The organism is Vibrio variabilis, from assembly GCF_003263785.1.
GTDB lineage: Bacteria > Pseudomonadota > Gammaproteobacteria > Enterobacterales > Vibrionaceae > Vibrio > Vibrio variabilis.
In genome coordinates, this window is record NZ_JYJK01000012.1 from 30,923 (window position 1) to 46,206 (window position 15,284).

Here is a 15,284-nt window from a genome sequence, read left to right on the forward strand (position 1 = left end):
TTTCGCATTGCCTGAAGAATAGGGGGAAATGTGCGCCAGCAATTTGACCAACTTACCGCCATACTCAAAGCCTACCAAGATTATTGGCGGCATGATCCCTTTATTCAAATAGTCAGTGATCAGCTTGCTTGGCAATCACAGCACCCAGCCTTGGCTGATTGGCTTTCTCAATGTTCTTCCGAACACATCCAACTCTTAAAACAGTCTCCGTCGCAGTGCGCAAAGGCGCTTAGCCTTTCATACCTGAGTTACATGCGCTTCAGAAGGCGGCTGTGATTGATTCGATAGGAAAGGCTTCTCCTCTAACTCTTCCTCGTGGCATCGATTCTGGCGTACCAGGACGCAAGCTGGAACAAATTCGTCAAATGGGTTCTGCATGCATTCACAACCATCATGGAAGCGAGTGGTTAGAGTGGTGCTCTGGTAAAGGGTTTCTTGGGCGTATTCTTTCCTCTCAAACCGAGCAAAAGGTGACGAGCTTTGAATATCAGCAAGCCCTTTGTGACGCAGGGCAGCACGAAGCGGATAAACGCGGTTTAGCTATGCAGTTCGTCCAAGGCGATGCATTTGATGTGAGTTCACAACAGGTATTCAATGCCAATCAACATGCGGTGGCATTGCATGCGTGTGGTGATCTGCATGTTACGCTGATTCAGCGTGTGGTCGAGGCTAATCTTCCAGCCGTGACCTTATCACCGTGTTGCTATCACTTAATTCAAAACGAACAATACCAACCTTTATCTGAGCTAGGTAGGCAAGCCGAACTTTCATTAACGAAGCAAGAGCTACGCATTCCCCTTCAGGAAACCGTCACAGGTGGTGAACGCGTGAAACGTCACAGAGAACAAGAGATGGTGTTTAGACTTGGCTTTGATGCACTCTGCCAGCAGAATCAGGTAACCGAGGGATATGAGCCGGTACCGAGTATTAAAAAGTCGCAGCTTTCCGATGGATTTGAGCATTTCTGTCATTGGGCTGCGGCGCAGAAGTCACTCACTTTACCTCAGGTTGATTTCGAGCACTATGAGCAGGTGGGGCAGGCGCGCTTTTGGAAAATGGAAGCTCTGAGCTTGGTGCAAAGTGTGTTTCGCCGTCCACTTGAGGTGTGGCTCGCACTGGACAAAGCCTTGTATTTAGAGTCTCACGGCTATCAGGTGAGCTTGTCGACCTTTTGCGATACGGCCACGACTCCGCGCAACCTATTGCTGCACGCATTCAAGCCATAGCCTCAGCTAAGTTACGCGTAAAACTATGTTAAGCGCAAAACTATGTTAAGCGTAAAACGCTGGCACAAAAAAACGGGCAATAAGCCCGTTTCTCAATTTGGATGTCGCTCTTATGGTTAAAGACCGATTAATTGAACATCGCAATCGCTGTTGCTGGCTCAACGTATTCAAGGTCAAAGCTTTCAGCCACTTCTTTACAGGTGACTTTACCGTGAATCACGTTTAGACCATCTAGGAAGCCTTTGTCTTCAGTCAGTGCTTGCTGGTAACCTTTGTTCGCGAGCTTGATGATATAAGGTAGCGTCGCATTGTTCAGTGCAAACGTAGAAGTACGGGCAACTGCACCTGGCATGTTAGCTACACAGTAGTGAACCACATCATCAACGATGTACGTTGGTTCTGCGTGTGTTGTCGCGTGAGAGGTTTCGAAGCAACCACCTTGGTCGATAGCAACGTCTACCACTGCCGCACCTGGTTTCATCTTAGCGATGTGTTCTTTGGTGACCAGCTTCGGCGCAGCAGCTCCTGGGACTAAAACAGCACCGATGACGAGATCTGCTTCTAGAACATGCTTCTCAAGTGCGTCTTCCGTAGAATAAACAACTTTTGCGCGACCCTGGAATTCTTCATCCAAAACGCGTAATGTATCAATATTGCGGTCGAGGATTGTGACGTCTGCACGCATACCAACAGCCATGCGAGCAGCGTTAGAGCCCACTACACCGCCACCAACGACGACGACTTTCGCCGGTTCAACACCTGGTACACCACCAAGTAGTAGACCGCGTCCACCATTGGACTTTTCGAGTGTTTGTGCACCAGCCTGTATAGACATTCGCCCAGCGACCTCAGACATTGGTGCTAGTAGTGGCAAACGACCCATATTATCTGTTACAGTCTCATAGGCAATGCAGACAGCTTTGCTTTTGATTAGCTCTTCAGTTTGTGGAAAATCTGGTGCTAGATGGAGATACGTGAATAAAATTTGTCCTTCACGTAGCATAGCACGCTCGACAGCTTGGGGTTCTTTGACCTTTACAATCATCTCTGCTTTCGCGAAGACGTCTGCAGCGGTAGGAAGAATGGATGCGCCTACAGCGATGTAATCATCGTCTGAAAAACCAATACCAGAGCCTGCGTTAGTTTCAACGTAAACCTCATGGCCGTGTGAGATTAGCTCTCTAACGCTCGCTGGGACCATACCAACACGGTATTCGTGGTTTTTGATTTCCTTAGGTACGCCAATTATCATCCTGACTCCTCATTATATTGTGGTTGTATTAACTGTTCGTAGGGTGTTATTGTCGAATTAATATCTAGTATAGAAGCTAATGAACAAAATTTGATACTGTATATTACAGAGTTGTAGTATATTTTTTTGCAAGGAAGTAACAAGGTGGAATAAAAAATGGCAGACAACTATAAGAAGCCGTCCAAGGAACTAGACCGAATTGATCGCAACATTCTTAATGAGTTGCAAAAAGATGGTCGCATTTCAAACGTAGAACTGTCTAAGCGCGTAGGTCTATCACCTACACCGTGTTTAGAACGTGTACGTCGCCTAGAGAGACAGGGTTATATCACTGGCTATACCGCGCTCCTCAATCCGCAGTACTTAGATGCTTCACTACTCGTGTTCGTAGAGATCACGTTAAACCGTGGTGCACCTGATGTGTTTGAGCAGTTCAATACAGCGGTACAAAAACTGGACGATATTCAAGAGTGTCATCTTGTGTCTGGTGATTTCGACTATCTTTTGAAAACAAGGGTGTCGGATATGGGTGCATATCGTAAACTCTTAGGGGATACTTTGCTTCGCCTTCCTGGTGTGAATGACACCCGTACCTATGTGGTTATGGAAGAAGTGAAACAAACTAACCAGCTTGTGATTAAAACGCGCTAGAGACGGCGCTTCCAAGTCTGACAAGAAGTTGACTAAAGTTATGATAAAGCATGCTTTATTCTCGAGTCAGATTGGGTTTTAATCCTCATTGTGGTTAAATCAATGAATACACCGAGCGGCTTTTGCCGCTCGGACTGTTTTCAATAATTAGATGTTGGTTATGTTCAAACAGGACAAAAAAAGAGTCGAAACGATTATCAAGACGAGTGAAGAGCCTCAGGCGACTCGTCTAAACGGATTTCAGCGGTTAAGAGAATGCTGTTTCATCTTAGCTGTGCTTACCTCTATTCTACTCGCCGTCGCCTTATTTACCTTCAGTCCGGCGGATCCGTCATGGTCACAGACTGCATGGGGCGGTGATATTCAAAACGCTGGTGGCTTTGTTGGCGCGTGGCTGGCGGATACTCTATTTTTTGTTTTTGGCTCTTTGGCATACCCAATTCCTTTCATCATAGCGTTTAGTGCTTGGGTCTTTTTCCGCAGTCGTGACGAAGATGAACCGATTGATCTGATGATCTGGGGTACGCGCTTACTTGGACTCACTGTTCTCATCCTGACGAGCTGTGGCCTTGCTGATATCAACTTTGATGATATCTGGTACTTCTCCTCAGGTGGCGTCATTGGTGATGTTCTAACCAGCTTATCTCTACCCACGTTAAATGTGCTTGGCACGACTTTGGTTTTGCTATTCCTTTGGGGCGCGGGCTTTACTTTGCTGACGGGCATTTCTTGGCTAAGAATCGTCGAGTGGATTGGGGATAGCGTGCTATCAATGAGCGCGGCAGTGGTTAATAAGATTCGTGGTACCAAAGAAGAAGTGTATGAGCCTGTCTTGGAAGACCAAGACTCAGAAGACCAAGAGTCCGACTACACAGAGGAACTGCCACGCTTTAGCGCAGACAGTGTAGTGCAAGAGGCACAGGCTACCAGTAAGAAGCAATACAATATTCATGTTCCAGAGTCGATGCCTTCGGCTTCAGCAGAGCCTGAACCAGCCTGTGATCCGCTGTTTGCAAAACCAGAAGACGACATGGTTTCGCAAGGAGCCAGTGCTTTACAAAAAACAGTCGCTTCACAAGAGGCTATCGTTTCGCAAGAACCACAAGTACCGCAAGCTGTGTCTGCTCCATCAGAAGTGAACATCGCTGAAACGGCACAACCTATCGAAGAACCAGTTCAAGCGAAAGCCGTCGTTTCTGAAACAGCCCAACCTCAGCAGCCTCAAGTTGAACGGACTCGTCAGCTTGGTGCCACTATTGAAGAGTTGGAAAATGCTGCTCGCTCTAGTGATGATTATGCGAATCAGGGAGAAGAGTCAGAGTGGCCAGCATCAAGTGTTGCTGTATCAGCGGCAATGGCAAATGCAGAGCCAGCCGTAGCTTCAACAATTGAAGAGCCAGTTAGTCATGAGGCCATGTTTGCTACTGACCCTCAATCTGAGTCCCAGTTTACTGAAGAGCCTGTCAACCAACAGGTAGAATCATCATCCTATGCTGAAAATGAAGCCACGGAGCAGGCTCAGCCTGCGGTATTTGAAAGCGTCGAAGAAGTAGAGGACATTACGCCTCCATGGGCTGATACTGCTGATATAGATGTTGAGCCTTCAACGTCTCATATTGAACCGACAGTAGATTTCGATGCTTTAGATGCAGAAGCTGAAAACGAACCTGTCGATCAGGACGTCGAAGCATTCCAAAACTTGGTGGCCGATGCACAAAAAGCGCAAGTAGCGAAAATGAACCCATTCTTGGTTCAGCAGGAGCAGAATCTACCTAAACCCGCAGAGCCAATGCCAACGCTGGAACTTCTCTACCATCCAGAGAAGCGAGAGAACTTTATCGATCGAGAGGCGTTGGAAAACATTGCTCGCTTGGTTGAATCTAAGCTGGCCGATTACAAAATTAAAGCGGAAGTGGTGGACATTTTCCCAGGTCCAGTGATTACTCGTTTCGAACTTGATCTTGCGCCGGGTGTGAAGGTAAGCCGAATTTCTGGTCTTTCAATGGACTTAGCACGCTCGCTGTCTGCTATGGCGGTTCGTGTAGTGGAAGTGATTCCGGGCAAGCCGTATGTGGGTCTTGAGTTGCCTAACATGACACGCCAAACCGTTTTCTTCTCTGACGTGGTGGGTAGCCAAGCGTTCATCGATTCAAAATCACCAACCACGGTCGTTCTTGGCCAAGACATTGCAGGTGAAGCTGTGGTGGCGGATCTATCGAAAATGCCACACGTGCTTGTTGCGGGTACCACCGGTTCTGGTAAGTCTGTGGGTGTTAACGTCATGATCTTGAGTATGCTTTATAAGGCAACGCCTGAAGACGTACGCTTTATCATGATTGACCCGAAAATGTTGGAGCTTTCCATCTACGAAGGTATTCCTCATCTTCTTTCTGAGGTCGTTACGGACATGAAAGATGCCTCGAATGCACTTCGTTGGTGTGTGGGTGAGATGGAGCGCCGTTACAAGTTGATGTCAGCGCTTGGCGTTCGTAACATTAAGGGCTTCAATGACAAGCTGAAAATGGCAGCCGATGCAGGTCATCCTATTCATGATCCGTTGTGGCAAGAAGGCGACAGCATGGATCCAGAGCCGCCATTGCTTGAGAAACTGCCATACATCGTTGTTGTAGTCGATGAGTTTGCCGACCTGATGATGGTCGTGGGTAAGAAAGTAGAAGAGCTCATTGCGCGTTTGGCACAAAAAGCACGTGCTGCGGGTATTCACTTGATACTTGCCACTCAGCGACCGTCGGTAGATGTCATTACCGGTTTGATCAAAGCCAATATTCCGACTCGTGTGGCGTTCACGGTTTCGACCAAGACAGATTCGCGTACCATCCTCGACCAAGGCGGCGCTGAATCCCTGCTTGGTATGGGTGATATGTTGTATCTACCTCCGGGCTCTAGCCACACAATCCGTGTACACGGTGCATTTGCATCTGATGACGATGTGCATGCCGTAGTGAACAACTGGAAAGCGCGCGGAAAACCGAACTATATTGAAGAAATTACTAATGGCGAGCAGTCCCCAGAGACCTTGCTGCCGGGTGAGAAGATGGAAGGCGATGAAGACATGGATCCATTGTTCGATCAAGTTGTCGAACATGTGGTTCAGTCACGTCGAGGCTCGGTGTCTGGCGTTCAGCGCCGATTCAAGATTGGTTATAACCGCGCTGCGCGTATTGTCGAGCAGCTCGAGGCTCAAGGTATCGTAAGTGCACCGGGTCATAATGGTAACCGCGAAGTACTGGCACCCGCGCCACCAAAAGAATAATTTCGATTCGCCTTAAGAGGTAAGAGGAAATCAAATGAAGAAATGGTTTAATGCAGCGATGTTAACTGTATCAGCAGTGGGCTTTTCAGCTCTCGCTTTTTCAAACATGGCTTTTGCAACGCCGCAAAAGGAGCTTAGTGAAAGGCTTCAATTGAATGATGGTTTTAGTGCTACCTTCACTCAGGAAGTGACCAGCCAGATGGGGATGTGGTGATGGAAGGAGAAGGCAATGTTGAGATCTCACGCCCAAGCATGTTTCGCTGGGTCACGACACTGCCTGATGAAAACGTTCTAGTATCCGATGGACAAAATCTCTGGTACTACAGCCCGTTTATCGAGCAGGTCAGTATTTATAATCAAGAGCAAGCAACTGAGCAGACGCCATTTGTGCTTTTGACACGTAATCGCGCTAGCGACTGGGACAACTACAGCGTCAACCAAAAAGGTGATGTATTTACTTTAGTCCCAACGGCAGTCGATTCTACGCAAGGCCAATTTCAAATCAATATCGATAGCAAAGGCATTGTTCATGGCTTTAATGTGATTGAACAAGATGGTCAAAAGGGCAGCTTTGTTTTCGATAATATAAAAGTCGGCAAACCTGCTTCAGACCGATTTACCTTTGTTGTTCCGGATGGTGTCGAAATTGATGACCAACGGAACTAGGTAGCTAGGACGTTATCGTGAGTAATTTCAGTTTTGATTTTTCAGGGGACGAAGATTTTCGTCCCCTTGCTGCTAGAATGCGCCCAGAAACCGTTGAGCAATATATTGGACAACAGCATATTCTGGGTGTGGGGAAACCGCTAAGGCGAGCGCTTGAGGCGGGGCAACTGCACTCAATGATTTTGTGGGGACCACCAGGCACCGGTAAAACGACGCTGGCGGAAGTCGCGGCCAACTACGCCAATGCGGAAGTAGAACGTGTCTCTGCGGTGACGTCTGGGGTCAAAGAGATCCGCGCAGCCATCGAACGTGCTCGAGAAAATAAACTTGCCGGCAAGCGCACCATCTTGTTTGTCGACGAGGTGCATCGCTTTAACAAGAGTCAGCAAGATGCGTTCTTGCCGCACATCGAGGACGGCACGGTCACCTTTATTGGCGCCACCACTGAAAACCCGTCATTTGAACTCAACAACGCACTGCTTTCACGAGCAAGGGTGTATAAGCTCACCTCGCTTGATACTGCCGACATTCTTCTGGTACTCGAGCAAGCTAGAAATGATGAACAGCGTGGTCTAGGAGCCATTGCTGCAAGCTTTCATGACAATGTTCTAGAACGTCTTGCTGAGCTAGTCAACGGCGATGCGAGAATGTCGCTCAATTATCTTGAGCTGCTCTATGACATGGCAGAAGACAACGCACAAGGCGAGAAAGAGATAACACTGCCTCTGCTCGCGGAGGTTGCTGGCGAGAAGGTTAATCGTTTCGACAATAAAGGCGACATTTGGTACGACCTTATTTCGGCGGTTCATAAGTCGATTCGTGGCTCTAATCCCGATGCGGCACTTTATTGGTCCGCGAGAATGATTGCCGCAGGGTGCGACCCGCTTTATATCGCTAGACGTTTACTCGCCATCGCGTCGGAAGATATTGGTAACGCAGACCCAAGAGCAATGCAGGTCGCGCTATCTGCGTGGGACTGCTTTACTCGAGTCGGTCCTGCCGAAGGAGAGCGCGCTATCGCCCAGGCGATTGTGTATCTGGCTTGCGCACCTAAAAGTAATGCTGTTTACACAGCCTGGAAGCAAGCGCTGCGAGATGCGCATAACCTCCCTGAGTATGAAGTTCCTCACCACCTAAGAAACGCACCTACGTCTTTGATGAAAGACATGGGCTACGGCGCGGAATATCGTTATGCCCACGATGAACCGGGTGCATACGCGGCTGGTGAGCGTTACTTACCGCCTGAAATGGCAGGTACGCGTTACTACGAGCCGACAAATCGCGGGCTTGAAACCAAAATTGGCGAAAAGTTAGATTATCTGGCGGATTTAGACGCAAAAAGCCCACAAAAGCGCTATGAAAAGTAGTGGCTTTTCGTTATCTTTACTCGGTTAACAAATCAATATCTGTCCTTGGTTAGGAAATGACCAAAGGCAGAGTTCTTCACAACTATAAAGCATAGGATTGGCAATGCTGGATTCTAAATTACTTCGTACAGAGCTGGATGAAACAGCTGAAAAATTAGCACGTCGTGGCTTCAAGCTAGACGTAGAAACTATCGGTAAACTTGAAGAGCAACGTAAGTCGATTCAAGTAGAAGTTGAGAATTTACAATCCACGCGTAACTCCATTTCTAAGCAGATCGGCCAGAAGATGGCTGCCGGCGACAAAGAAGGCGCTGAAGAGATCAAAAAGCAGATCGGTACGCTAGGTAGCGATCTTGAAGCGAAGAAAGAAGAGCTAGCAGCGGTAATGGCTCAGCTTGAAGACATCACGCTTTCTGTGCCTAACTTACCAGCGGACGACGTACCACAAGGTAAAGATGAAAACGACAACGTAGAAATTTCTCGTTGGGGTGAGCCTAAGACTTACGACTTTGAAGTAAAAGACCACGTTGACCTAGGTGAAATGGGTGGCGGTCTAGATTTCGCTAGCGCAACTAAGATCACTGGCGCTCGCTTTATCGTAATGAAAGGCCAGTTCGCTCGCCTACACCGTGCTATCGCACAGTTCATGCTTGATCTTCATACTGAAGAGCACGGTTACACAGAGATGTATGTACCGTACCTAGTGAACTCTGACAGCCTATTTGGTACAGGTCAGCTACCTAAGTTTGGTAAAGATCTGTTCCACACTGAGCCTCTGACTGAAAAAGCAAGCGATGAAGAGCCACGTAAACTGTCTCTGATCCCAACGGCAGAAGTACCTGTGACTAACCTAGTGCGCGATACCATCTCTGAAGAGGCAGACCTGCCACTTAAGATGACGGCTCACACACCATGTTTCCGTTCAGAAGCAGGTTCTTACGGTCGTGACACTCGTGGTCTTATCCGTATGCACCAATTCGACAAAGTTGAACTGGTTCAAATCACTAAGCCAGAAGATTCAATGAATGCGCTTGAGGAGCTAACCGGTCACGCAGAGAAAGTTCTACAACTGTTAGAACTTCCATACCGTAAAGTGGTTCTATGTACTGGTGACATGGGCTTCGGTGCTCGTAAGACTTACGACCTAGAAGTCTGGGTTCCAGCGCAAGAGACATACCGTGAGATCTCTTCTTGCTCAAACATGTGGGATTTCCAAGCGCGTCGTATGCAAGCACGTTTCCGTCGTAAAGGTGAGAAGAAGCCTGAGCTTGTACACACGCTAAACGGTTCTGGTCTAGCAGTGGGTCGTACTATGGTTGCCATTCTTGAGAACAACCAAGAAGCGGACGGCCGTATTGCCATTCCAACTGCGCTACAAAAGTACATGGGCGGCGCTACGCACATCGGTTAATACTTCAGTATTAATGACAGTGACACATTAGGACTCAGGTCCTAGGTCCAAGGGCCTAGGACCTTTTTTTACCCCTCAATAAAGCAATCAGGCTTGTCGAGTGCGCCGGAAATTGCTGTAACTAACTGTTCAATGTGCTCTGGTTGGCTAATGTAGGGAGGCATCATGTAAATGAGCCTACCAAACGGGCGAATCCAAACCCCTTGCTCAACGAAGTGCTTTTGAATCACTTCCATGTTAACCGCCTTATGCGTTTCGACCACGCCGATTGCCCCCAACCAACGTACATCTTTCACGTTCGAGAAGCTTGTAAGTTTAGGCAACAGTTCCGCAAATAGGGACTCAATACTGCTCACTTGAGACTGCCATTCGTTATTGGCAACGATATCTAAACTCGCGCTTGCTACGGCGCAAGCCAGCGGGTTTCCCATAAAGGTTGGGCCGTGCATAAAGCAGCCTGCTTCGCCGCCGCAGACCGTATCTGCGACGAGCTTGCTGGTTAATGTGGCTGATAGTGTCATGTAACCACCAGTGAGCGCCTTGCCGACGCACATGATGTCTGGCTGGATGTTGGCGTGTTCGCTCGCGAAAAGTTTCCCAGTGCGGCCAAAGCCAGTCGCAATCTCATCGAGAATAAGTAAGACACCATATTGATCGCAAAGCTCTCTTACACGCTTTAGGAAAGTAGGGTGGTACAAACGCATACCGCCAGCACCTTGCACAATAGGTTCAAGGATCACCGCAGCAATTTCAGTGTGATGAGCTTCCATTTTGCATTTGAAATCACGAATGTCCGCTTCATTCCATTCGTCCCAAAACCCAACCTCTGGAGAATCTGCAAAGATATGCTCAGGCAAAAATCCTTTGTACAAGCTATGCATGGAATTATTGGGATCGGTCACTGACATGGCAGCAAACGTGTCGCCATGGTAGCCGTGGGAGAGAGTCAGGAACTTTGGCCTGTGTTCGCCGCGAGCGTGCCAATATTGCAGCGCCATCTTCAGTGACACCTCAACCGCAACAGAACCAGAATCAGCTAGGAAAATGTGCTGCATATTGTCAGGTGCAAGCTCAAGCAGTTTCTTGCTGACGTCAATGGCAGGCTGGTGGGTGATACCACCAAACATCACATGGGACATCTTCTCACTTTGAGACTGCAGCGCTGCATTGAGCTTTGGGTGGTTATAGCCATGGATGGTCGACCACCAAGACGACATCCCATCGACGAGCTCTGTACCATCTTCCAAAGTGAGATGAACACCTTTAGCAGATACTACGGGATAACAGCTAAGGGGATTGAGTGTGGAAGTGTAGGGATGCCAAATGTGTTTTTTGTCGAAATCTAAATCCATGAAATGCAGTCGCTCAATTTTTAATCAAGTGTAAACTTGTGTCTGTGGTCGGTGTTGACAGTGTATCGCTTGTCGGTACACTAGCCAAGACTAAAAACAATGAGAGCAAAGGATTTAACTGTGGAAGTACGACACGATTGGACGCATGCCGAAGTGCAAGAGCTGATGAACAAGCCATTTATGGATCTGTTGTTCGAAGCGCAAACTGTGCACCGTCAACATCAGCAAACCAACCATGTTCAAGTTAGCACCCTGTTATCGATTAAAACCGGTGCTTGCCCTGAAGATTGTAAGTACTGCCCACAAAGCGCACGCTACAAAACTGATGTTGAAGCAGAGCGTCTGATGGAAGTCGAACGTGTACTTGATGCGGCGCAGAAAGCTAAAAATGCAGGTTCGACACGTTTCTGTATGGGTGCGGCGTGGAAGAATCCCAAAGAGCGCGATATGCCTTTGCTGACCGACATGATTAAGGGTGTCAAAGAGATGGGACTGGAGACCTGTATGACGCTGGGCATGTTGACGCCGGATCAGGCTACTCACCTTGCTGATGCGGGTTTGGATTACTACAACCACAACCTTGACACCTCTCCTGAGTTTTACGGCAATATCATTACAACCCGAACCTACCAAGACCGTTTGGATACGCTTAGCCACGTACGTGATGCCGGTATGAAAATCTGCTCAGGTGGAATTATTGGTATGGGTGAGAGTGCCAATGACCGTGCGGGCTTGCTTATGGAGCTTGCCAACCTTCCTGTCCAGCCAGAAAGTGTTCCGATCAACATGTTGGTTAAAGTTAAGGGAACACCACTTGAAGAAGTGGATGATGTCGAGCCTTTTGACTTTATTCGTCTTATCGCGATTGCACGAATCATGATGCCGAACTCAGCAGTACGCCTGTCTGCAGGGCGTGAGGACATGAATGAGCAAATGCAGGCTCTGTGCTTTATGGCGGGTGCTAACTCGGTGTTCTATGGTTGTAAGCTACTCACCACACCAAACCCAGATGAAGATAAAGATCTTCAGCTGTTTAAAAAGCTCGGTATTAACCGTGAAGAAACCTCACAAAAACCGGATGAGGTGCAAGAAAATGACCTTCTTGACCAAGTAGTAAGCCGAGTTGCTGCACGTCCTACCAAAGACGACCTATTTTATGACGCTAGCGTTTAATCAGCGCATTCAAAAGGCGTTGGAAGAGAGAAAGCAGAGCGACTTGTTGCGCTCTGTCATCCCCTTAGAAAGGGGCAACCAAGCGGTTTTTCAAAACAATGGTCAGTTGTTTGATAATTTCTCTTCGAATGATTACCTCGGCTTAGCGGCGAGTGATGAGCTCAAGTTTTGTTATCAGCAAGCCGTGAGTGACTATGGCGTTGGCGGCGCAGCATCACCGCTGGTGACGGGTTATTCAAATCAACATCAAAACCTTGAGTCTGCTTTAACGGAATGGCTAGGGTATGAGAGTGCACTGTTCTTTTCTTCTGGCTTTGCCGCCAATCAAGCCGCTGTTTTCGCATTGCTGAAAAAGGGCGATTTGTTGCTTCAAGACAAGCTAAATCACGCTTCATTGATGGAAGCTGGCATGCTGTGTGACGCCGATATGAAACGCTATCGCCACTGCAACCAAGAGCACCTTGCTCAATTGCTCTGCGCCGACAAGCTATAATGGCGGTGACAGAAAGTGTGTTTAGTATGGATGGCGATATTGCCGATCTCGATGGTTTTGTCTCTTTGTGCGAGCAAGCGGGCGCATTGTCCATGATTGATGACGCCCACGGTATTGGCGTGATTGGTGAGCAGGGCAATGGCGCAGTCGGAATGGCAAGTCAACGGCAGATATTTTGGTCGTGACATTTGGTAAGGCGTTTGGCCTAAATGGTGCCGCCATCTTGTGCTCACGAGAAATGAAAGACTACCTAACTCAATTTGCGCGTCACTACGTTTACTCAACCGCGTTTTCAGCTGCTCATGCTGTGGCGATCACCAAAGCAGTCGAGATGATTCAAACTCAGCAATGGCGCCGAGAAAAACTGATTGAACTCGGCGCTATCTACGATGAAACGCTAAGTGGAACTGCGGGTTTTGTTGCTACCAAAACACCAATTAAACCTTGGTTGGTGGGTGAGGAAAGTGATGTTTTAGCACTGTGCGCTGCATTAAAACGTGAGCAGAGTTGGACGACAGCCATTCGGCCGCCAACAGTCCCTAGGGGCTCGGCGCGGCTTAGAATCACACTGTCAGCAGCCCACGAAGCGACAGCCGTCCAAAAACTCGCTATCAGTTTAAAACGACATTCGGAGGGATGCTAAATGTCAGAGGTATTAGCAAATCTTGCGGATTATCAGACTAACAAAGCGGCGATATCAGAGTCGTTTGGCCGCGCTGCAAAACACTATGATCAGCACGCCGAACTTCAGCGCCTCGTTGCAGATCGTTTATTGGCCACGCTACCAGCCGATTTGACAGGATATCGTATCCTCGATTTAGGTTGTGGTACTGGATATTGTTCTTTGGCTCTACTGGAGCGGGGAGCGAATGTTGTATGTGCTGACTTGTCGAGTGAGATGCTTACTGTTGCCAAGCAGCGTTGCGGCACCAAGCGAGTTACCTATCAAGTGGCGGATGCAGAAGCGCTGCCATTTGAAGAGAAGTGTTTTGATGTGGTGATATCAAGCCTAGCTTTGCAGTGGTGCAGTGATTTATCTGTGCCGCTTACTGAGATGAAGCGAGTAACAAAACTCGGTGGAAGCTTGCATTTTTCAACGCTTCTCGATGGCTCGTTACTGGAGCTAAAGCGCTCGTGGGGCAAAATTGATGCATATCAACATGTCAACGACTTTACCTCTCTCAATCAGGTAAACATTGCGTTAGCGCAATCTGGGTGTATCCACCATCAACTAGACTTGCCGACAATAGTTATGTGGTATGAGACCGCTTTTGGTTTGATGAAAGACCTTAAAGGAATTGGCGCGACGCATGTTGAAGGTCGCTCCAAAGGGTTTACCAGTCGGCGTGCATTGAAGAGGCTCGAACTGGAATACAAGCAGTATGCGAATCAAAACGGCCTATTACCTGCGAGTTATCAAATTTGTTTAGGATCAGTGGCATTATGATGAAAGCACTATTTATTGCCGGTACGGATACTGAAGTTGGCAAAACCGTTGTATCAAAAGCGATATTAAGTGCTGTTGGTGCACAAGGAAAAACGACCATAGGGTATAAGCCGGTCGCGGCAGGGTGTGAGAAGACTGAGCAAGGTTTACGTAACTCGGATGCGTTGCATCTGCAACAGGCAGCGAATCTGGATGTTGATTACGATCTTGTTAACCCATATGCGTTGTCTTTGCCAGCATCCCCTCATATCGCGGCGATTGCTGATGACGTTGAAATAGATTACCAAGTGCTCTCCAACGTGTTAGAACAACATAAACAAAACAGTGATTTTGTGTTGGTAGAAGGCGCAGGTGGTTGGCGCGTTCCTGTGTCAAAAGACGATTGCCTATCGACTTGGGTTAAGCAAGAGAAGTTACCCGTCGTGCTGGTTGTGGGGATTAAACTGGGTTGCTTGAGTCATGCGATGTTGACGGCTGAAGCCATCAAAGCGGATGGACTTGAACTGGTCGGTTGGGTCGCGAATCGTGTTAACCCTGGCGTTGAGCATTATGCTGAGATCATTGAGATGCTGGAAGGCTCGATGGGTGCGCCGAAATTGGGAGAAATTCCTTATGTACCTGGCTGCAAGAAACGAGATTTAGGCAAGTACATTAATCTTGAAGTCATTCGTTAATCAACGAGTAACAAATTAAGCACTTTGCTCTCTAAAAAGCCCTTTGCGTATTCATTAACGCTTGGGGCTTTTTTGTATTCATTTCATACATAATTTACCCACTCCAGTCTGCTTTTTAATCAAATGCAACACTTTTCAGACTATTTAACGGGTCGTATCACTTTAGCCTCCTGATTTTTCGTAAGTTTTATCAATTCATCCAGTTTAGTAAAACCAATGTTAACTCTATGTGTTGAATGGGTGATCTCAGTATGGCATTCTGTGACGAAGCACAAGAGTTTCAATGCAATTAGGTTCA

The 15,284-nt window shown here is 47.8% G+C and carries 9 protein-coding genes and 3 pseudogenes; 10 read left to right on the plus strand and 2 right to left on the minus strand.

The genetic code is table 11. The features are described 5' to 3' along the window. The first annotated feature begins 30 nt into the window (after positions 1 to 30). Positions 31 to 1,226, plus strand: a pseudogene (locus TZ48_RS02585) (methyltransferase). 127 nt (positions 1,227 to 1,353) lie between these two features. Here TZ48_RS02585 and ald read toward each other — a convergent pair. Beyond that, positions 1,354 to 2,478, minus strand: coding sequence for an alanine dehydrogenase (gene ald / locus TZ48_RS02590; protein WP_042499269.1), 1,125 nt, complete (start codon positions 2,476 to 2,478; stop codon positions 1,354 to 1,356). Positions 2,479 to 2,634: 156 nt separating this feature from the next. Here ald and lrp point away from each other — a divergent pair, with 156 nt between their 5' ends. The 5 genes and pseudogenes from lrp (at position 2,635) to serS (ending at position 9,847) form a co-directional block, all read left to right on the plus strand. Continuing rightward, positions 2,635 to 3,129, plus strand: a complete 495-nt coding sequence (lrp, locus tag TZ48_RS02595) for a leucine-responsive transcriptional regulator Lrp (RefSeq protein WP_004734558.1) — start codon at positions 2,635 to 2,637, stop codon at positions 3,127 to 3,129. A 160-nt stretch (positions 3,130 to 3,289) separates the two neighbouring features. Continuing rightward, positions 3,290 to 6,403 carry a DNA translocase FtsK gene (locus tag TZ48_RS02600; protein WP_112478157.1) on the plus strand — a complete coding sequence of 1,038 codons (3,114 nt, stop codon included), beginning with the start codon at positions 3,290 to 3,292 and terminating at the stop codon, positions 6,401 to 6,403. Between the two features lie 34 nt (positions 6,404 to 6,437). Next, positions 6,438 to 7,069: pseudogene (lolA, locus tag TZ48_RS02605) on the plus strand (outer membrane lipoprotein periplasmic chaperone LolA). 17 nt (positions 7,070 to 7,086) lie between these two features. Next, positions 7,087 to 8,436 (plus strand): replication-associated recombination protein A, encoded by a 1,350-nt coding sequence (locus TZ48_RS02610; RefSeq protein ID WP_112478158.1) that lies wholly within the window; start codon positions 7,087 to 7,089, stop codon positions 8,434 to 8,436. Positions 8,437 to 8,539: 103 nt separating this feature from the next. After that, positions 8,540 to 9,847 (plus strand): serine--tRNA ligase, encoded by a 1,308-nt coding sequence (gene serS, locus TZ48_RS02615; RefSeq protein ID WP_042499271.1) that lies wholly within the window; start codon positions 8,540 to 8,542, stop codon positions 9,845 to 9,847. Positions 9,848 to 9,915: 68 nt separating this feature from the next. Here serS and bioA read toward each other — a convergent pair whose 3' ends face one another. Next, a complete protein-coding gene (gene bioA / locus TZ48_RS02620; RefSeq protein WP_112478159.1) occupies positions 9,916 to 11,199 on the minus strand; it encodes an adenosylmethionine--8-amino-7-oxononanoate transaminase in 1,284 nt (427 codons plus the stop codon). Positions 11,200 to 11,319: 120 nt separating this feature from the next. Here bioA and bioB point away from each other — a divergent pair, with 120 nt between their 5' ends. The 4 genes and pseudogenes from bioB to bioD all read left to right on the plus strand — a co-directional run bounded on the left by bioB (position 11,320) and on the right by bioD (position 14,986). Beyond that, a complete protein-coding gene (gene bioB / locus TZ48_RS02625; protein ID WP_112461998.1) occupies positions 11,320 to 12,372 on the plus strand; it encodes a biotin synthase BioB in 1,053 nt (350 codons plus the stop codon). After that, positions 12,356 to 13,508, plus strand: a pseudogene (locus tag TZ48_RS02630) (8-amino-7-oxononanoate synthase). The gene bioB and the pseudogene TZ48_RS02630 overlap by 17 nt, the downstream one beginning before the upstream one ends. Beyond that, positions 13,509 to 14,312 (plus strand): malonyl-ACP O-methyltransferase BioC, encoded by an 804-nt coding sequence (gene bioC, locus TZ48_RS02635; protein ID WP_112478160.1) that lies wholly within the window; start codon positions 13,509 to 13,511, stop codon positions 14,310 to 14,312. Then, a complete protein-coding gene (gene bioD / locus TZ48_RS02640; RefSeq protein WP_112478161.1) occupies positions 14,309 to 14,986 on the plus strand; it encodes a dethiobiotin synthase in 678 nt (225 codons plus the stop codon). The genes bioC and bioD overlap by 4 nt, the downstream gene beginning before the upstream one ends. Positions 14,987 to 15,284: the final 298 nt, after the last annotated feature.

Bases quoted from the DNA above. Each gene is read 5' to 3' on its own strand.
- ald (WP_042499269.1), bottom strand. From the start codon at position 2,478: ATGATAATTGGCGTACCTAAGGAAATCAAAAACCACGAATACCGTGTT.
- lrp (WP_004734558.1), top strand. From the start codon at position 2,635: ATGGCAGACAACTATAAGAAGCCGTCCAAGGAACTAGACCGAATTGAT.
- TZ48_RS02600 (WP_112478157.1), top strand. From the start codon at position 3,290: ATGTTCAAACAGGACAAAAAAAGAGTCGAAACGATTATCAAGACGAGT.
- serS (WP_042499271.1), top strand. From the start codon at position 8,540: ATGCTGGATTCTAAATTACTTCGTACAGAGCTGGATGAAACAGCTGAA.
- bioA (WP_112478159.1), bottom strand. From the start codon at position 11,199: ATGGATTTAGATTTCGACAAAAAACACATTTGGCATCCCTACACTTCC.
- bioC (WP_112478160.1), top strand. From the start codon at position 13,509: ATGTCAGAGGTATTAGCAAATCTTGCGGATTATCAGACTAACAAAGCG.
- bioD (WP_112478161.1), top strand. From the start codon at position 14,309: ATGATGAAAGCACTATTTATTGCCGGTACGGATACTGAAGTTGGCAAA.